This is a genomic window from Xanthobacter sp. SG618 (assembly GCF_012932745.1).
GTDB classification, from domain to species: domain Bacteria; phylum Pseudomonadota; class Alphaproteobacteria; order Rhizobiales; family Xanthobacteraceae; genus Xanthobacter; species Xanthobacter flavus.
Genome location: NZ_JABBHL010000001.1, coordinates 659,957 through 676,678, shown reverse-complemented (window position 1 = coordinate 676,678; position 16,722 = coordinate 659,957). Strand labels below are relative to the sequence as shown.

Annotated in this window: 16 protein-coding genes; 8 read left to right on the top strand and 8 right to left on the bottom strand. The window is 68.8% G+C overall.

Annotated elements, in window-relative coordinates; genetic code table 11:
- Window positions 1-218: 218 nt before the first annotated feature.
- The 4 genes from crtY to FHT36_RS03165 are packed head-to-tail and all read left to right on the top strand — an operon-like array spanning window position 219 to window position 5,093.
- Window positions 219-1,376, top strand: a complete 1,158-nt coding sequence (crtY, locus tag FHT36_RS03180; RefSeq protein ID WP_169121047.1) for a lycopene beta-cyclase CrtY — start codon at window positions 219-221, stop codon at window positions 1,374-1,376.
- Complete coding sequence (locus FHT36_RS03175; RefSeq protein ID WP_169121046.1) at window positions 1,376-2,893, top strand: phytoene desaturase; 1,518 nt, start codon at window positions 1,376-1,378, stop codon at window positions 2,891-2,893. Before crtY ends, FHT36_RS03175 begins: the two co-directional genes overlap by 1 nt.
- Window positions 2,890-3,831 carry a phytoene/squalene synthase family protein gene (locus FHT36_RS03170; protein WP_169121045.1) on the top strand — a complete coding sequence of 314 codons (942 nt, stop codon included), beginning with the start codon at window positions 2,890-2,892 and terminating at the stop codon, window positions 3,829-3,831. The genes FHT36_RS03175 and FHT36_RS03170 overlap by 4 nt, the downstream gene beginning before the upstream one ends.
- Window positions 3,828-5,093, top strand: a complete 1,266-nt coding sequence (locus tag FHT36_RS03165; protein ID WP_169121044.1) for a glycosyltransferase — start codon at window positions 3,828-3,830, stop codon at window positions 5,091-5,093. The genes FHT36_RS03170 and FHT36_RS03165 overlap by 4 nt, the downstream gene beginning before the upstream one ends.
- Here the strand turns inward: FHT36_RS03165 and FHT36_RS03160 are convergent.
- From FHT36_RS03160 to FHT36_RS03145, 4 genes are all read right to left on the bottom strand, one after another.
- The gene (locus tag FHT36_RS03160) at window positions 5,068-5,637 is read right to left on the bottom strand and encodes a GNAT family N-acetyltransferase (protein WP_246701987.1); all 570 of its coding nucleotides are present in this window, start codon (window positions 5,635-5,637) and stop codon (window positions 5,068-5,070) included. The genes FHT36_RS03165 and FHT36_RS03160 overlap by 26 nt on opposite strands.
- Window positions 5,638-5,647: 10 nt before the next feature.
- On the bottom strand, window positions 5,648-6,439 hold the full coding sequence (locus tag FHT36_RS03155; protein WP_169121043.1) for an aminotransferase class IV: 792 nt from the start codon (window positions 6,437-6,439) through the stop codon (window positions 5,648-5,650).
- On the bottom strand, window positions 6,436-7,839 hold the full coding sequence (pabB, locus tag FHT36_RS03150; RefSeq protein WP_169121042.1) for an aminodeoxychorismate synthase component I: 1,404 nt from the start codon (window positions 7,837-7,839) through the stop codon (window positions 6,436-6,438). The genes FHT36_RS03155 and pabB overlap by 4 nt, the downstream gene beginning before the upstream one ends.
- Window positions 7,840-8,012: 173 nt before the next feature.
- Complete coding sequence (locus FHT36_RS03145) at window positions 8,013-8,372, bottom strand: hypothetical protein (protein ID WP_169121041.1); 360 nt, start codon at window positions 8,370-8,372, stop codon at window positions 8,013-8,015.
- Window positions 8,373-8,672: 300 nt separating this feature from the next.
- Here FHT36_RS03145 and FHT36_RS03140 point away from each other — a divergent pair, with 300 nt between their 5' ends.
- Window positions 8,673-9,047: a hypothetical protein gene (locus FHT36_RS03140; RefSeq protein WP_169121040.1), complete on the top strand. Its 375-nt coding sequence runs from the start codon at window positions 8,673-8,675 to the stop codon at window positions 9,045-9,047.
- A gap of 43 nt (window positions 9,048-9,090) precedes the next feature.
- Here FHT36_RS03140 and FHT36_RS03135 read toward each other — a convergent pair whose 3' ends face one another.
- From FHT36_RS03135 to FHT36_RS03120, 4 genes are all read right to left on the bottom strand, one after another.
- Window positions 9,091-10,593, bottom strand: coding sequence for an amino acid permease (locus tag FHT36_RS03135; RefSeq protein WP_169121039.1), 1,503 nt, complete (start codon window positions 10,591-10,593; stop codon window positions 9,091-9,093).
- Between the two features lie 92 nt (window positions 10,594-10,685).
- Window positions 10,686-11,462, bottom strand: a complete 777-nt coding sequence (gene eutC / locus FHT36_RS03130; RefSeq protein WP_169121038.1) for an ethanolamine ammonia-lyase subunit EutC — start codon at window positions 11,460-11,462, stop codon at window positions 10,686-10,688.
- Complete coding sequence (locus FHT36_RS03125) at window positions 11,459-12,847, bottom strand: ethanolamine ammonia-lyase subunit EutB (RefSeq protein ID WP_169121037.1); 1,389 nt, start codon at window positions 12,845-12,847, stop codon at window positions 11,459-11,461. Before FHT36_RS03125 ends, eutC begins: the two co-directional genes overlap by 4 nt.
- A gap of 90 nt (window positions 12,848-12,937) precedes the next feature.
- Window positions 12,938-13,837 (bottom strand): amino acid ABC transporter substrate-binding protein, encoded by a 900-nt coding sequence (locus FHT36_RS03120; RefSeq protein WP_169121036.1) that lies wholly within the window; start codon window positions 13,835-13,837, stop codon window positions 12,938-12,940.
- 279 nt (window positions 13,838-14,116) lie between these two features.
- On the opposite strand from FHT36_RS03120, the gene FHT36_RS03115 reads away from it, so the two are divergent.
- Genes FHT36_RS03115 through FHT36_RS03105 form a run of 3 tightly spaced genes read left to right on the top strand, consistent with a single transcriptional unit; the run spans window position 14,117 to window position 16,718 of the window.
- Window positions 14,117-15,115: an ABC transporter substrate-binding protein gene (locus FHT36_RS03115; RefSeq protein WP_169121035.1), complete on the top strand. Its 999-nt coding sequence runs from the start codon at window positions 14,117-14,119 to the stop codon at window positions 15,113-15,115.
- An 8-nt stretch (window positions 15,116-15,123) separates the two neighbouring features.
- On the top strand, window positions 15,124-15,921 hold the full coding sequence (locus FHT36_RS03110; protein WP_169121034.1) for an ABC transporter permease: 798 nt from the start codon (window positions 15,124-15,126) through the stop codon (window positions 15,919-15,921).
- A gap of 2 nt (window positions 15,922-15,923) precedes the next feature.
- On the top strand, window positions 15,924-16,718 hold the full coding sequence (locus tag FHT36_RS03105; RefSeq protein ID WP_169121033.1) for an ABC transporter ATP-binding protein: 795 nt from the start codon (window positions 15,924-15,926) through the stop codon (window positions 16,716-16,718).
- Window positions 16,719-16,722: the final 4 nt, after the last annotated feature.

Sequence of the window (16,722 nt, the reverse complement as noted above, 5' to 3'; positions counted from 1 at the left end):
GGCCGGTGCGGGCGTCTGCCCATCCGGCGTCACGCGGGTCTGGCGATTGTTCGCCGGCGCAGTGTGCTCCCGTGAGGTAAGTGTCGACCGAGCCACCCGCAAGTGAGACCGAGTCGCAGCGGCACCAGGCCGCATCCATCCTGACGCAGGGGGTGACACGCGGCCGGACGCCCTTTATTCGGCTTTCAGGAGGCGCAACCCAAGGGAACGGGGCGGGCATGGATATCGTTTTCGTCGGTGCCGGGCTCGCCAATTGCCTGATCGCCGCCCGCATCGCCGAACGGCGCAGCCGCGTGCGGGTGCTGTTGCTGGAGGCCGGCGAAAGCGTCGGCGGCAACCACAGCTGGTCCTATCATTCCAGCGATTTCGGCCGCATGCAGCACGCCTTCCTCAGCCCGTTCCGCGCCCATGTGTGGATGGGGCACGACGTGCACTTTCCGGCCTACTCCCGCATCCTCAAGGGCCATTACGGCACCATCACCTCCGAACGCATGTCGCAGGTGATGCACGAGCGCCTCCATCCATCCATCCGGCTCAACGCCAAGGTGGCCCATGTGGCGGCCGATCATGTCGTCCTCGCCGGCGGCGAGCGCATCGATGCGGGGGCGGTGATCGACGGGCGCGGGCCGGTTTCGTCGCGCCATCTTGACCTCGGCTTCCAGAAGTTCCTGGGCCAGGAGGTGCAGCTCACCCGTCCGCACGGTTTGCACCGGCCTTTCATCATGGATGCGCGGGTGGAGCAGATTGACGGCTATCGCTTTGTCTATGTGCTGCCGCTGGACCCGCAGACGCTGCTGATCGAGGATACCTATTATTCCAGCGGCGCGGAGCTCCCCATCGAGACCCTGCGCCGCCGCCTCGCCGCCTATGCCGGGACCCAGGGCTGGGAGATCGACCACGTGGTGCGCGAAGAGGAAGGCGTCCTGCCCATCGCCCTTGGCGGCGATATCGGCGCCTTCCTGGCCGAGGCGCCCCAGGGTGTCGCGCGGGTCGGGCTGCGCGCCGCGCTGTTCCATCCCACCACCGGCTATTCCTTGCCGGATGCGTTGGAACTCGCGGACCTCGTGAGCGAGCTGCCGGATCTCTCAGGCCCCGCGATCGCCGCCTTCGTGCGCCAGCATGCGGCCCGACGCTGGGAGAGCCGCGGGTTCTTCCGGCTGCTTAACCGGATGCTGTTCCGCGCGGCCGCGCCGGATCGCCGCTATGCCATCCTCGAGCGCTTTTACCGCTTGCCCGAGGACCTGATCCAACGCTTCTACGGGGATCGCCTCACGTTCAAGGACAAGGCACGCATCCTTACGGGTCGTCCGCCCGTATCGGTGCTGAAGGCCCTTTCCTGCCTCCCCGAGACGAAATCCGCTATCGGTCCCAGATAATGCTCGACGTCACCAAGTCTCCCCGCCGCGCCGCCGTCATCGGGTCCGGATTCGGCGGGCTCTCCCTCGCCATCCGCCTGCAGGCGGCCGGCATCGCCACCACCATCTTCGAGCAGCGGGACAAGCCCGGCGGCCGGGCCTATGTCTACGAGGACAAGGGCTTCACCTTCGATGGCGGGCCCACCGTCATCACAGACCCCTCCTGCCTCGAAGACGTCTATGAGGCGGCCGGCCGGCGGTTCAGCGACTATGTGGACCTGATCTCGGTCTCGCCCTTCTACCGGCTGCTGTGGTCGGACGGCCGGCAGTTCGACTATGTGAACGAGCAGACCGCCCTCGACGCCCAGATCGCCGCCTTCAACCCGGCGGATGTGGAAGGCTACCGGCGCTTCTTCGCCTATTCTAAGGCAGTGTTCGAGGAGGGCTACCTCAAGCTCGGAGCCGTGCCGTTCCTGAATTTCTCCGACATGATGAAGGCCGGGCCGCAGCTGGCCAAGCTCCAGGCGTGGCGCTCGGTCTATTCCATGGTGTCGAGCTTCATAAAGGACGAGCACCTGCGGGAGGCGTTCTCCTTCCACTCGCTGCTGGTGGGGGGAAATCCCTTCTCAACCTCCTCCATCTACGCCCTCATCCATGCGCTGGAGCGCAAATGGGGCGTGTTCTTCCCCCGCGGCGGCACCGGCGCGCTGGTGCGCGGCATGGTGAAGCTGTTCACCGACCTCGGCGGTACCATCCACCTCTCGGCCAAGGTCGATGAGATCGTCGTGGAAGGCGACCGCGCCACCGGCGTGCGCGTCGGCGGGGAGATGCGGCCGTTCGACCTCGTCGCCTCCAATGCGGATGTGGTGCACACCTACGCCCACCTCATGCGCAACAGCGCGCGCGGGAAGGCGGAAGGCGCCAAGCTCGCGCGCAAGCGGCATTCCATGTCGCTGTTCGTCATCTATTTCGGCGCCAACCGCACTTGGGACCATCTCCAGCACCACACGGTGCTGTTCGGCCCGCGCTATCGCGGCCTCGTGGACGAGATCTTCAAGGGCCCGCGCCTGCCGGATGATTTCTCTCTCTATCTCCACGCGCCGACCGTGACCGACAAGTCGCTGGCGCCGGAGGGCTCCACCGCCTTCTACGTGCTCTCCCCCGTGCCGCATCTCGGCAAGGCGGAGATCGACTGGGAGGTGGAGGGGCCGAAGTATCGCGACCGCATCCTCGGCCATCTGGAGCAGCGTCTGCTGCCGGGGCTGAAGGAAAGCCTCGTCACCACGCGCATCCTGACGCCCTTCGGCTTCCGGGACGAACTCTCCGCCCATCTCGGTTCCGCCTTCTCAGTGGAGCCGATCCTCACGCAGTCGGCCTGGTTCCGCCCGCACAACCGCGACGACAAGATCGCCAACCTCTATTTCGCAGGGGCCGGTACCCATCCGGGCGCGGGCGTGCCCGGCGTGGTGGGCTCGGCCAAGGCGACGGCCGGCCTCATCCTGGAAGATCTCGGCATCGCCGCCCGGTCGCCAGCATGAGCGGGGCGGACGCTGCTCCGGACGTGGTGGGCGCGAGCGAGGAGGCCATCGCCAAGGGTTCCAAGAGCTTCGCCGCCGCCGCCCGGCTGTTCGCGCCGCGCATGCGCGAAGACGCGGTGATGCTCTATGCGTGGTGCCGCCACTGCGACGACGTGGTGGACGGGCAGGAGCTGGGCCACGGCCGCATTGCGAGCGCGCAGACGCCCGCCGAGCGGCTGGATGCCCTGTTCGAGGAGACGCGCCGGGCCTATCGCGGTGTCCCTTCGTCCCACCCCGCCTTCGCCGCCTTCGCAGAGGTGGTCCGCCGCAACGACATTCCCGAGCGCCATCCCCTCGACCTGCTCGAAGGCTTCCGCATGGATGTGGAAGACCGCCGCTACGAGACCCTCGATGACACGCTCACCTACTGCTATCACGTGGCCGGCGTGGTGGGGGTGATGATGGCGCTGATCATGGGCGCGCGGGACGAGGTGGTGCTGGACCGGGCGAGCGACCTCGGCCTCGGCTTCCAGCTCACCAACATCTCCCGCGACGTGATCGAGGATGCCGGCATCGGCCGCATCTATGTGCCGGAGACCTTCCTTCTCATGGAAGGCGTGCCGGACGGCGGGATCGCCGCGCCGGAGCATCGTCCCCAGGTCGCGGCAGCCGTCGCGCGGCTGCTGGATGTGGCCGAGCCCTATTACGAGCAGGCGGTGATCGGCATGGGCGCCCTGCCGTTCCGCGCCGCCGCCGCCGTGGGCGCCGCGCGCTGTGTCTATCGCGCCATCGGCACCGAAGTGCGCCGGCGCGGGCCGAAGGCGTGGGATGCGCGCGTCTCCACCACCAAGGCGCAGAAGATCGGCTATCTCATGCAGGGCATCGGCCTCGCCCTCGCCACCCGGCGCAGCGGCCCGCAGCCGCCGCGCCCGATGCATCTGTGGACACGGCCGCGATGACCCATTTCGCCGTCGTCGCCCCGCCGCTGCCGGGGCACTACAACCCCTTGCTGGTGCTCGCCCGCGAGCTTGGCGCGCGCGGCCATCGCGTCACCTTCGTCCATATGGCGGATGCGGCGCGGCTGGTGGAAGGCAAGGGCGCGGGCTTCGCTGCGGTGGGCACGCGCGATTATCCCGCTGGCGCCCTCGACGCCTATGTGAACCGCCTCGCCAAGCCCACGGGCCTGTTCGGACTTCTCGGTACCCTGCGCGCGACCGCCGCGCAGACGGACATGCTGTGCCGTGATCTGCCCGGTGTGCTTCGCGACATCGGAGCGGATGCGGTGATTGCGGACCAGACGGAGGCCGCCGGCACGCTGGTGCCGCGCCATCTCGGCCTGCCGGTGATCTCCACCGCGACGGCGCTGCTGCTCAACCGCGAGGTGGGCGTGCCGCCGCCCTTCGTGCCCTGGCCCTATGAGGCGGGGGAGAAGGCGCTCGTTCGCAACAAGGGCGGTTATCGCGTCACCGATTTCCTCATGTCCTCCATGCGCAAGGTGCTGGTGCGCCATGGCTCGGCGTTCGGGCTCGATCCGTTCGCCGATGGCGGCTTCTCGCCACTGCTCACCGTGGCGCAGATGCCAAAGGGGCTGGATTTCCCCCGCACCGAGCTGCCCGCCACCTTCCATTACGGCTCGCCATGGCGCGATGACGCCGCCATCCCGGCCACGACTGCGCCGCTGCCGGAGGCGGAGGGCAAGCCTCTCGTCTTCTGCTCGCTGGGCACCCTGCAAGGGGCGCGGGCGGACTTGTTCCGCAAGGTGGCGCTGGCGGCGCGGGAGGTGGGCGTGCGCCTGCTCATCGCCCATGGTGGTCTTCTCTCGCAGGCTGAGGTTGGTCGGTTGAGCGACCTCGCCGAGGTGCGCGCCTTCGTGCCCCAGCAGGAGGTTCTGAAGCGCTGTGCGGCGGCTGTGCTCCATTGCGGGATGAACACGGTGCTCGATGCCATGGCCGAGGGCGTGCCGCTCGTCGCCATGCCTATCGCCTTCGAGCAGCCGGCCACGGCCGCGCGCCTCGCCTATGCGGGTGTTGCCGAGGTGGTTCCGGCCGGCCGCGCCAGCCAGAAGCGCCTCACCGCGGCGCTCCGGGCGGTGCTGGAACAGCCGAGCTATCGCGAGAATGCGCGGCGTATCGCGGCCGAAATGGCGCAGGGGCGCGGCGTGAAGGATGCCGCCGATCTCATCGAGGCGGCGGTGGTCAGCCCCGCGCTTCTGACCGTCTGAGGCGATAGAGCACCTGCCGCCGCAACGGGTGGCCCGGCGGCGTCGACGGCAGGTCGAAATCCCCGTTTTCGTCGCGCACCATGCCGAGCCGTTCCATCACCGCCCGCGAGCGAAGGTTCGCCGGCACGGTGATGGCGACGATCTCGTCCAGTCCCAGCTTTTCAAACCCGAAGTCCAGCGCCGCCCGCGCCGCTTCGGTGGCATAGCCCCGGCCCCAATAGGCGGGATCGAAACGCCAGCCGATCTCCACCGCTGGTGTGAAGTGCTCCGTGTAGGGCACATGGACCAGCCCGCAATAGCCGGCGAAATCGGCGACGCCCGGCGCCTCCACCACCCACAGGCCGAAGCCGTGGCGGGCGAAATGCGCCTCGGCGCGATCCGCAACCGCATCGCTCGCGGTGCGGTCGGGCACCGGCATGAGGAATTCCATGGTGCGCGGGTCGGACTGCATCCGCCACAGATCATCGCGATCCGATGGGCGCCAGGGGCGCAGCGTGAGGCGCGCGGTGGCCAGCGTCGAGGCGGTCATGGCCGGCTGTCTCATGGCCGGCACCTCATGCGCCCTCGATCAGGCCGCGCAGGCGTTCAGCGGCAGCTATGGAGGGGAGGGGGCGTCCCTCCAACGTCGCGACGGAGCGGATGCCGAGCGCCGAGGTGAGCAGGATTTCCTCGGCCGAGGAGAGGTCGTCCGCCGTCAGCGGCCGTTCCTGCGCCCCGGCGGCGATCACTTCTGCCCGCATCACGCCGGGCAAGACGCCCTCGGACAAAGGCGGCGTGACTAGCACCCCGTCGATGAGCGCGAACAGGTTGGCGATGGAGGTTTCGGCCACGCTATCGCGCGTGTTGAGCAGGATGGCGTCATCCGCGCCCCGTCTCGCCGCTTCCTGCCGGGCGAGGATGCCGTCGAGATAGTTCAGCGACTTCACCTGCGCGAGCGGCGAGCGGTCGTTGCGGCGGGTGCCTTGCGCGATCACGAGACGCGCGGCGGGCAAGGGCGGCGAGAGCGGGGCGGCGGTGATGACCAAAGTGGGCTTCGGCTCGGCCGGCGGCAGCACGCCGCGTGGGCCGGTGCCACGGGTGAGGGTGAGGCGCAGCACGCCTTCGCTCAGTCCGTTCGCCGCCGCGGTTCGCGCCAGCGCTGCTGTGAGATCGATGGCGGGCAGGGGCATGCCCAGCACGTCGGCCCCGGCAGCGAGGCGGGCGAGGTGCGCCTCCACGCGCAGCACCTTGCCGGCCTTCACCCGCAGCGTCTCGAACAGTCCATCACCCAGAGTGAAGCCGCGATCGAAGGGGGAGACGGTCGCGTCCGCCTCTTCCACCAGCGCGGTGCCGAGGAACAGCTTCATGCGCCCTCTCCCGAAAGCGCGCGCAGCATGGGTGAGAGCTTCACGAGGCTCTCCTCATATTCGTCCGCCGGATCGGAATCCGCGACGATGCCGCCACCCGCCTGGGTCAGCAGCGTGTCGCCGGAGCGGGTGATGGTGCGGATGACAATGGAGGAATCCATCGCCCCGTCGAAGCCGATCCACGCCACCGAGCCGCAATAGACGCCGCGCGGGGTGGGCTCCAGCTCGTGGATGATTTCCATGGCGCGGATCTTCGGCGCGCCGGTGATGGAGCCGCCGGGAAAGCAGGCCTTCAGGAGGTCCACCGGGCCGAGGCCGGGCTTCAGCCGGCTGTCGATGACCGACACGAGGTGATGGACGCTGGCGAAGGTCTCCAGCCCGCACAGCACCGGCACCTTCACGCTGCCCACCTCGGAGACGCGCGAGAGATCGTTGCGCATCAGGTCCACGATCATCAGGTTTTCCGCCCGGTCCTTCACCGAGGCGAGAAGCGCGTCGGCGAGCGCCTTGTCCTCCGCGGGATCGGCGCTGCGGCGGCGGGTGCCCTTGATGGGGCGCGTCTCGACCCGCCCGTCCGAGGAGAGGGAAAGGAAGCGCTCGGGGGAGGCGGAAAGCACCGCGAGGTCGTCGCCCGCACGCAGGAAGGCGGCGAAGGGGGAGGGGCTGAGCGCACGCAGGCGGGTGTAGAGGGCAAGGTCGGTGAGGCCCTCCGGCACCTTCGCCCGCATCTGGTGCGTGAGGTTGGCCTGGAAGATGTCGCCGGCGCGGATGTATTCGATCACCCGCGCGACGGCGGCCTCCACCTCGGCGCGGGGCTGGTCGGGCACGAATGTCCCGGTGCGGCTGAAATCCGCAGCGGGCGCGACGGCGGGCGCAGTGGCGATCCGGTCGAACAGCTCCTGTGCGCGGCGCTGGGCGCGGGCCTCGGCCGCATCTCCGGTTTCGGGCCGGCCGTTGGAGACGATGAAGGCGCGCTTCTCCAGCCCGTCGAAGGCGAGGATGGCGTCGTAGAGGCCCATGGCCATCTCAGGCACGGAGGGCGTCGCCGGCCGGGGCGGCGGCAGGCGCTCCAGATGCCGGCCCAGCTCATAGCCGAGATAGCCCATGGCGCCGCCGAGGAACGGCACAGGCGCGGAGGAGGGGCCGAGACACGGCGGCAGGTCGCCGGGATTGAGCGCACGCGCCAGCACATCGAACGGCGTGCCGGGCACAAGATCGCCGTTCAGCCGGACGCCGTCGGCGCCGGAGGTGATGAAGGCATAGGGATCCGCGCCGATATAGGACCAGCGCGCCCGCACGTCGCTGTCCGCCGCGCTGTCGAGGAAGGCGCATTGGGGAGCGTCGGCGAAGGCCTGGAACGCGGCGAACGGGTCGCGATACGGGATTTCAACGATAAGCACAGGGGGCGACCGATTCAGAACGCTTCGGTCCCACCATGGCGCTACGGCGCCGCCGGGGCAATCCGCGCGGGCGAGACGCCGCAGGCTCCGCCGCGACCGCCGGCCGCGGCGACCTCACCTCGATCCGCGACGGCAGCCGCGGATGGCGGTGTCTCAAGCCTGCGCGAACCGTCTCACGCCGCCTTGGCGAACGGCGGCTGGTCTTCCGGCTGCTCCGCCTGCGTGGCGTTCAGCAGCTTGGACTGGACAATCTCGGCGACCGCGACCAGTTCGGTGCTCCAGGCGAGCGCCGATTGCTGCAGGAACGCCGCCTCGCGGGTGACGAAGGCAGACGGGTTCTGCTCGCGCGAGAGCTGGCCGAGAAGCTCCACCTGCTCCTGCACCTGCCGGCCGACGAACTGCTGCAGGTGCGTGCTGACCGCGACCGGGCAGTCGAAGAACAGGTTCTTCCATGCGGTCACCGGCCAAGCCATGGGCGGCGTGGCGGGCGACAGCGCGCGGGCGAGACCCTGGAACATCACCGAGTCGTTCATGTCCAATTCTCCCGTCTGTCGATGACCCCCGGACCTGAGCACTCCCCCAGCGCCCACTGGAATTACCGTTTCACGGATGTGAGACTTCGGCGTTGCGGAAGGTCAAATGCCTTGCGCGCCGGATCGGGGAAAATCACATTTCCACGCGTCGCCCCTCGGGCGACATCATCATCGCACTCCGCCGGCCCGCTGCCTATGGTTGCGCCGGCCCGGCGAAGGGCGAAACAGGCTTCCGTCAACGCATCGTGATGTCCGCGCTCGGGACGGAGCCACAGGCCGCAAGGTCGGGGAGAAAAAAGCATGACCCAGTTGCCGCACGGCTTCCGTCAGATCCGCATGGAGCTTGCCCGTGAGAAGGGGCATCCGGACGGCGCGCGCAATCACGGCTACAGCTTCGTGGCGCCCCTCGACAGCGCCGGCCACATCGATGCGGCGGAGTGGGCCAAGCATCGCGACAGCTGCCGGGTGGTGAAGTTCCGCCCGGACGAGGCCGACGAGGTGGGCCACCTGGTGCGCCGGCCAGGCGGTAGCTGGGCGTTCCGCTATGACATTTCCGGTACCGACGATGACGAGGCCGGCTACCGCTTCGGCGATGAGCGGTTCGAGGTGGGCGAGTATGTCTCCGTCCATGAGGACGACGAGATGCACACCTTCCGCGTGGTGTCGGTGGTCTGATCCGGGCAATGCGGTCCGCCGGGAAAGGCGGACCGCGGCCCCCTCAGTAGCTCTTGTATTCGGCCGTGCCCTTGGAGAGGGCGAATTCCTCCTCCGGTGACAGCACCAGCTTGTGCCGGCCCCAGATGCCGAAATAGGCGATGCCGGCCGCGAACCAGATGGCCACGCCGATCACGCCATTGCGGTAGATGGGGTCGGAGAGCTGGAACCAGATGGTGACGATCGCGATCACGATGGTCGCCACCGCGCCGGGGACGCCGAACGGGCTCTTATAGGGCCGTTCGATGTGCGGCATGTTCTTTCGCATCAGGATGAAGGAAATGGCCTGCATCACGTAGGAGAGCATGGCGCCGAACACCGCCATGTTCAGCAGCGTGCCGCCGATGGCCGCCGCGCCCGCTTCCGCTCCCAGCGCGAACCAGATGCCGAGCATGATGACGAGGCCGACCAGCGCGCCGGCCACCATGGCCACATGCGGGGTCTTGCGGCCGCCATGGGTGACGGAGAGGCCGCGCGGGAAGTAGCCGGCCCGCGACAGCGAATAGATCTGCCGGCCCTGGGCGTAGATGATGGTGTGGAACGAGGCGATCAGCCCGATCACCGCCACCAGCGCGAGAAGCTTCGCCAGCCCGTCGCCATAGATGGCCTTGAAGCCGTCCAGCAGCGGCTCCAGCGAGGTGGAGAGGCCGAAGGAGCCATTGGCCACCGAGGAATTGAGCCAGAGGATCATGAAGGCAGAGACGATGAGCGTCGCCATGCCCAGCATGATGCCCTTGGGCATGTCCGTCTTCGGGTCCACCGATTCCTCCGCCGCCAGCGGCAATTGCTCGATGGCGAGGAACAGCCAGACGGCGAAGGGCAGGGCGGCCAGCGCGCCGCCGATGCCGAAGGGCAGGAACGGCCCGCCGCCATTGGGCAGTTCCACCGCCGTGCCGTCCGGCCCGACGCCGATGTTGAGCGCCCAGCGGGAGAAGTTGGCCACCGGAATGGCGCTGACCCAGAAGGCGACGAGGCAGGCCAGCGCCGCCAGCGTCACCACCAGCGTCACGCGGAATGAGAGCTCCACGCCGGCGATGTTGAGGCCGACGAAGATGATGTAGCCGAAGATCCAGTAGACCGGCTGGAACGCTGGCGGCGTGCCGAAGATGGAGCCCATGTAGGAGCCGATGAAGGACACCACCACCGCCGGGGTGATGACATATTCCACATTCTCGCACAGGCCGGTGACGAAGCCGCCCCACGGGCCCATGGTGGTGCGGGCGAAGGAATAGGCGGCGCCCGTGTGGGGCAGGGCCGGCGACATCTCCGCGATGGAGAAGGTGAGGCCGAGATACATGATGGCGATGATGACGGCGGCGATGAACATGCCGCCCCAGCCGCCCGAGGCAATGCCGAGGTTCCAGCCCGAGAAATGGCCGGAGATGACCGCCCCCACGCCCAGCGCCCAGAGCGACCAGACGCGGGCGTGCCGCTTCAGGGCCCGCTGCTCGAAATAGGAAATATCAACCGTGGTGTAGGTAACGCCGGATTTGCTGCCCTCGGCCATGCCCAGCCCTCCGATAGCACCAGAGTAAGGTCCGGCGCGCTTGCCCTACAGGCAACTTTGTTGCCATTCCCTAAGGGTGAGGGCAAAAACCGTCAGCGCGCACCCAGATGCAGCGGCGGCAGGCCGGTTTCGAGCAGGAGATCGCTCTCGTCCTTCAATTCGACGCCGGTGATCTGGCGGGCGAATGCCTCGCGAATGTGCCAGGCGAGCTTGAAGGCAGCCAGATCGTAGGCAAGACCCTCCGGACGCACGTTAGAGATGCAATTGCGCTCCGCGTCCGATCGGCCGGGCTTGGGATTGTAAGTGAGGTAGAGGCCGAGGCTGTCCGGCGAGGAGAGGCCGGGCCTCTCGCCCACCAGCAGCGCCACGGCGCGCGCCTTGAGCAGGTGCCCCACCTCGTCGCCGAGCGCCACCCGCGCCTGCGAGGCGATGACGACGGGGGCGGTGGTCCAGCCGGCGTCAGTGATGCGCGCCTTCAACGCCGCGAGGAAGGGGAGCGTGTGGGCGAGGACGGCGGCGGAGGAGAGACCATCCGCCACCACCAGCACAAGGTCCACCGGCTCGCGCGCCGCCTGCGCGAGGCGGGCGCGGCTTTCGTCCGAGAGCCGCCGTCCCAGGTCCGGCCGGCGCAGATAGACGTCGCGCGCCTGCGCCGCGCTTTCGGCGCGCAGGGTGGAAAAGCCGAGGCCGCGCACCTCCTCTTCCACCCGCGCCGCATCGAACGGCGTGTGCACGGCATCGCGCGCCTGGGCATGGGCGAGGGCGAAGCGCAGCACTTCCTCGGTGGGCAGGCTCGCACCCGTGCGGCCCAGAGCGATGCGGGCCGGGGTGTGGCGGGAGAGCTTCGACCAGGGATCGCGCGCGATCATGCGGCGCGCTCCGCCACATAGCCAAGCAGGGGATGGCGGGCGTCGGCCGGCAGCAGGCGCCCGTCCGTGCCGGTGATGTCCATCTTCTCCAGCCACGCCTCGAACTCCGGCGCCCGCTTCAGCCCCAGCACCTCGCGGATATAAAGCGCATCGTGGAACGAGGTGGACTGATAGTTCAGCATCACGTCGTCCGCACCGGGAATGCCCATGATGTAGGTGACGCCCGCCGCCCCGAGCAAAGTGAGCAGGGTGTCCATGTCGTCCTGATCGGCCTCGGCATGGTTGGTGTAGCAGACGTCCACCCCCAGCGGCACGCCGAGCAGCTTGCCGCAGAAATGATCCTCCAGGCCGGCGCGGATGATCTGCTTGCCGTCATAGAGATATTCCGGGCCGATGAAGCCCACCACCGTGTTCACCAGCAGCGGATCGAAGGCGCGGGCGACGCCATAGGCGCGGGCTTCCAGCGTCTGCTGGTCCACCCCGTGGTGCGCGCCGGCCGAGAGGGCCGAGCCCTGGCCGGTCTCGAAATACATGGCGTTCTGCCCCACTGTGCCGCGCTTGAGGCTGCGGGCCGCATCGGTGCCTTCTGCGAGCAGTTTCAGGTCGATGCCGAAGGAGCGGTTCGCCCCCTCCGTGCCGGCGATGGACTGGAACACGAGGTCCACCGGCGCGCCCCGATCCATCAGCGCGATCGCGGTCGTGATGTGGGTCAGCACGCAGCTCTGGGTGGGAATCTCGAAGCGCGAGATGATCTCGTCCATCAGCTTCAGCAGGCGGTCGATCACTGGCACGCTGTCGGAGGCGGGATTGATGCCGATCACCGCATCGCCGCAGCCATAGAGCAGGCCGTCGAGAATGGCGGCGGAGACGCCGGCCGCGTCGTCGGTGGGGTGGTTGGGCTGCAGGCGTACCGCCATGGTGCCGGACAGGCCGATGGTGTTGCGGAAGCGCGTCACCACCCGGCACTTGCGGGCGGCGAGGATCAGATCCTGATTGCGCATGATCTTGGAGACCGCCGCCGCCATCTCGGGCATCAGGCCGGGCGCGAGGGCCGCCAGAACCTCCGGCGTTGCGGCGGGGGAGAGCAGGAAGTCGCGGAAGTCGCCCACCGTCATGGCCGAAACCGGCGCGAAGGCCGCGCCGTCGTGGCTGTCGAGGATGAGCCGCGTCACCTCGTCCCCTTCATAGGGCACCAGCGGCTCGGCGAGGAAGGCCTTCAGGGGCAGGTCGGCGAGGCACATGCGCGCCGCCACATTCTCCTCCGCCGTGGCGGCGGCGATGCCGGCGAGCATGTCGCCCGAGCGCGGCGGGGTCGCCTTGGCCATCAGGTCCTTGAGGTCGGAAAAGACGAAGGACTTCGCTCCGATGCGATGGACATGAGCCATGGCGCGCTCCGATCGGGCGGGCGCGGCGCATCTGCCGCGTCCTCAGGCCCTAGCGATAAGCAACAAATATGCCTTCGAGGAAAGCCCTGTCTATTTCGGCACGCCGTTTATGACGAAGAGCGCGTTCAGGAACTGGTCCGGCGGGAACTTGCCGAAACTCTTGGCATAGATGTCGCGGATGCGGTCAGTCCGGTAGAGGTCGGCGAGGGTGGTGTCCACCAGAAGGCGGAACGCCTGATCGCCGCGCGGCAGGCCCAGCGCATAGGTTTCGAAGGTGAAATACTGGTCCGAGAGGCTGAGGCGGCTGCCGAACGGCGTGTTGGCGATCAGGTAGTTGAGGATGCCGCGGTCGCCGAAATAGGCGTCGAGCTTGCCTTCGGCCAATTGCTTCAGGCCGTCCGGATGGTCGGTGACGGTGACGATGGTGGCGGCGATGCCCATCTGCGCGAGGGTCGAGCGCAGCGTCTCCTCGGTCGTGGTGCCCTTCAGCACGCCGACCTTCTTGGCCCGCAGCTCTTCCAGCCCCTTCACCGCCGGACCGCGCGTGACGACGCCGGCGCCGTCCAGGAAGGTGGGCAGCGAGAAATCAACCAGTGCCCGCCGCGACATAGTCATGGAGGTGGGCTCGCACAGGATGTCGATGCGACCGTCACGCACCGCCTCGAAGCGGTCCTCGGCCGAGACCTTCACGTATTCCACCGGCAGGTTGGGCAGCTTGAGGGAGCGCTTGAGCGCATCTGCCACCTCGCGGCAGAGATCCACGATGTAGCCCGCCGGCTGGCCGTTGCTGGCGGCATATGAATAGGGCGGGGCGAACTGGCGATAGCCGATGCGGAAGGGGTCGCCCTTTGCAAGGCGGTCCAGCGTCTGCGCGCCGGCCGGCGCGGCAAGCGCGAGGAGGAGGGCGGCGAGCCCGGCGACGATGGTCGCCGCACGCAGTCCCGCCAACCTGATGTTTGAGCTGAACCCCAGCCCGATCTGCCCACCCATCCGCGCCCCCTTGTGCCGCCCCCCGCGGTCCATTTCGCCTGATCTTGCCCGGCCGGCCGTGCGCGGCCAAGGGCTTCGGCGCCTCTTGAGGGACGCGGGCGCGCATTGTGGCGCGAAAGCAACCCTCCCGGCTTCCCGCCGCTCTTGTCGTCCGCCTGCGGCGCCCATCCGCGGCCGTTCCGCCGCAGCCATCCCGGCTTTGTCCGGAAGCGAAATTGTTATATTGAAATGGATATAGCTTTGCCGGCCGCGCCGGCTTTTTCTGCCGGGGAATTGGACATGACCGTGTTGCTCAACCGGCGCCGCATGTTGGGCGCCATCGCCGCCGCGACGGCCAGCGCATGCGCCGCGCCGCTCACTTCGGCGCTGGCCGCCCCGGCGAAGGGGCTGGAAATTCTCGGCGCGCCGAACGGCTCCACCATCGTGCTGCTGCGCCTTCTCCAGTCCGGTGCCCTCAATGCGAGCGCGCCCGACGCCACCTTCCGCCTGTGGCGCGACACGGACGAATTGCGCGCGGCCATCGTCTCCGGCCGCACCAGCCTGTTCACGACACCGACCCATGTCCCGGCGAACCTCGCCAATCGCGGCCTGCCGCTGAAGCTGTTCGCCATCCTCTCCATGGGCCATCTGTTCGTCATCTCGTCCGACGCGAGCATCACCTCGTTCAAGGATCTCGCCGGCAAGGAGCTGGTGGGCTTCTTCAAGAACGACATGCCCGACCTCGTCTTCCGCTCCATCGCCCGCGGCTACGGCATGGACCCGGACAAGGACATGACCATCACCTATGTGCGCACCCCCATGGAGGCGGCGCAGATGCTCGCCGCCGGGCGCGCCACCACGGCCATCCTCTCCGAGCCGCCGGCCACCGCCGCCATCATGATGGCGAAGAAGGAGGGCCGCACCCTGAACCGTGCCATCAGCCTTCAGGACGACTGGAAGAAGCAGCATGGCGGCCTCGGCCTGCCCATGGCCGGCATCGCCGTGCACGAGCGGCTGATCGAGGAAAGCCCCGAGCTGCTCAAGGCCATGGCCGCCGGCCTGCCCGGCGCGCGCGACTGGGTGCTGTCCGATCCCGCTGCCGCCGGCCAGCTGGGCCAAGAGAAGATGGACATGAAGGCGCCCATCCTCGCCAGCGCGCTCTCGCATTTCAATGTGGTTGCGGAGCCGGCGGCGAAGCTGAAGCCGGGCCTCGTCGCCTTCTACGAGACGCTGCTCTCCTTCCAGCCGGAGGCGCTGGCCGGAAAGCTGCCGCCCGACAGCTTCTATCTCGACTTCTGAGCGCCGCCATGGCGGTTCACGCGCGCCAGCTCTCCCCCGCGCTCCGGTCCGCGATCTGGGGGATGGCGGGGCTCTTGGCTCTGGCCGGCGCGTGGCAATGGGGGGCGGTGGCCTTCGGGCCGTTCGTGCTGCCGAGCCTTGCGGAGACAGGGGAGGCCGTCGTGCGGCTCGTCGCCACCGGAAAGGCGGGGCCGGCTCTGCTGGCGACGCTGGTACACGCTCTGGCCGGCTGCGCCGCGGGGGGCGCGGCCGGCTTCCTGCTTGGCGTGGCGGGCGGGCTGGCGCTGCCGGTGGGGGCCATGTCCTATCCTGTCTTCACCGCGCTTCTCGGCACGCCGCCCATCGCCTGGGTGGTGCTGGCGCTGCTCTGGTTCGGTCCCGGCGGTGGCGCCGCGACCTTCACGGTCGCCATCACTGCCGCACCCATCCTCTTCATCGCCACGCTGCAGGGCGTGCGCAGCCGCGACCGCGCGCTCGCCGAGATGGCGCAGCTCTATCGCGCACCCGCTTTCATGCGCTTCACCGATCTCGTCCTGCCCGCGCTGGCGGACTTTCTCATTCCCGCGCTCGCCACCGCGCTCGCCTTCTCCTTCAAGGTGGCAGTGATGGCCGAGGTGCTCAGCGGCGCGGACGGCGTGGGCGGCGGCATCGCCACTGCGCGCTCCCATTTCGACCTGCCGGAAACCATGGCGTGGATCGTGCTAGCGATCGCGGTGCTGATCCTCGCCGACGCCCTGCTGCTTGCGCCCCTCCGGCGTCGGCGCGCCGAGAGGGGTGCGCCCGCGCCCTTCTCGGCGGAGGCATGAGAATGCTGTCCCTGAGCGGCCTGAGGCTGCGGTTCGGCGCGGCCGAGATCATCGCCGGGATCGACCTTCATATCGGCGCGGGCGAACTGGTGGTGCTGCTGGGGCCGTCGGGCTGCGGCAAGACCAGCCTCCTGCGCATCGCCGCGGGGATCGAACGGGCGACCTCGGGGCGGGTCGAGAACGGCTTTCGCCGCGTGGCCATGGTGTTTCAGGACCCGCGCCTGCTGCCCTGGGCGGATGCGCGCGACAATGCCGCCTTCGGCCTCAAGGCTGGGGGAATGGGCAAGGCCGAGCGCCGCGCCATCGCCGAGGCGATCCTGCTGCGCCTCGGCTTTTCGGCGGGGGATCTGGATAAGCGCCCGTCCCAGCTCTCGGGCGGCATGATGCAGCGCGTCGCCATCGCTCGCGCTTTCGCCCTTTCGCCGGATCTGGTGCTGATGGACGAGCCGTTCTCCGCCCTCGACGTGGGTCTGCGCCACGATCTCCAGGCGCTGCTGCGGGCCGAGGTGGGGGGCGCGGGTGCGGCGGTGCTGTTCGTCACCCACGACGTGACCGAGGCGGTGCGCCTCGCGGACCGGATCGTCGTCTTCTCCCCGCGGCCAGCTTGTGTGGTGGCGGACGTGACGCAGGCGCCCATGCTCGCGTCGGTCGGTGCGGCCTATGAGGCGTCCGCCGCGCTGCTGCGCCGGCCCGAAATCGCCGCCGCCCTCGCGCCGCCGGGTTTATCGCCGCTTGCCTTGGCGGGCGCACGCGAACGGCTCTCCCTCGCAGGGAAGGCACGCGCGGCTCTGCGCTGAAGTG

Excerpts from the sequence above, each read along its gene's own strand:
- crtY (WP_169121047.1), top strand. The coding sequence starts at position 219 with ATGGATATCGTTTTCGTCGGTGCCGGGCTCGCCAATTGCCTGATCGCC.
- FHT36_RS03175 (WP_169121046.1), top strand. The coding sequence starts at position 1,376 with ATGCTCGACGTCACCAAGTCTCCCCGCCGCGCCGCCGTCATCGGGTCC.
- FHT36_RS03170 (WP_169121045.1), top strand. The coding sequence starts at position 2,890 with ATGAGCGGGGCGGACGCTGCTCCGGACGTGGTGGGCGCGAGCGAGGAG.
- FHT36_RS03165 (WP_169121044.1), top strand. The coding sequence starts at position 3,828 with ATGACCCATTTCGCCGTCGTCGCCCCGCCGCTGCCGGGGCACTACAAC.
- FHT36_RS03160 (WP_246701987.1), bottom strand. The coding sequence starts at position 5,637 with ATGAGACAGCCGGCCATGACCGCCTCGACGCTGGCCACCGCGCGCCTC.
- FHT36_RS03155 (WP_169121043.1), bottom strand. The coding sequence starts at position 6,439 with ATGAAGCTGTTCCTCGGCACCGCGCTGGTGGAAGAGGCGGACGCGACC.
- FHT36_RS03145 (WP_169121041.1), bottom strand. The coding sequence starts at position 8,372 with ATGAACGACTCGGTGATGTTCCAGGGTCTCGCCCGCGCGCTGTCGCCC.
- FHT36_RS03140 (WP_169121040.1), top strand. The coding sequence starts at position 8,673 with ATGACCCAGTTGCCGCACGGCTTCCGTCAGATCCGCATGGAGCTTGCC.
- FHT36_RS03135 (WP_169121039.1), bottom strand. The coding sequence starts at position 10,593 with ATGGCCGAGGGCAGCAAATCCGGCGTTACCTACACCACGGTTGATATT.
- eutC (WP_169121038.1), bottom strand. The coding sequence starts at position 11,462 with ATGATCGCGCGCGATCCCTGGTCGAAGCTCTCCCGCCACACCCCGGCC.
- FHT36_RS03125 (WP_169121037.1), bottom strand. The coding sequence starts at position 12,847 with ATGGCTCATGTCCATCGCATCGGAGCGAAGTCCTTCGTCTTTTCCGAC.
- FHT36_RS03120 (WP_169121036.1), bottom strand. The coding sequence starts at position 13,837 with ATGGGTGGGCAGATCGGGCTGGGGTTCAGCTCAAACATCAGGTTGGCG.
- FHT36_RS03115 (WP_169121035.1), top strand. The coding sequence starts at position 14,117 with ATGACCGTGTTGCTCAACCGGCGCCGCATGTTGGGCGCCATCGCCGCC.
- FHT36_RS03110 (WP_169121034.1), top strand. The coding sequence starts at position 15,124 with ATGGCGGTTCACGCGCGCCAGCTCTCCCCCGCGCTCCGGTCCGCGATC.
- FHT36_RS03105 (WP_169121033.1), top strand. The coding sequence starts at position 15,924 with ATGCTGTCCCTGAGCGGCCTGAGGCTGCGGTTCGGCGCGGCCGAGATC.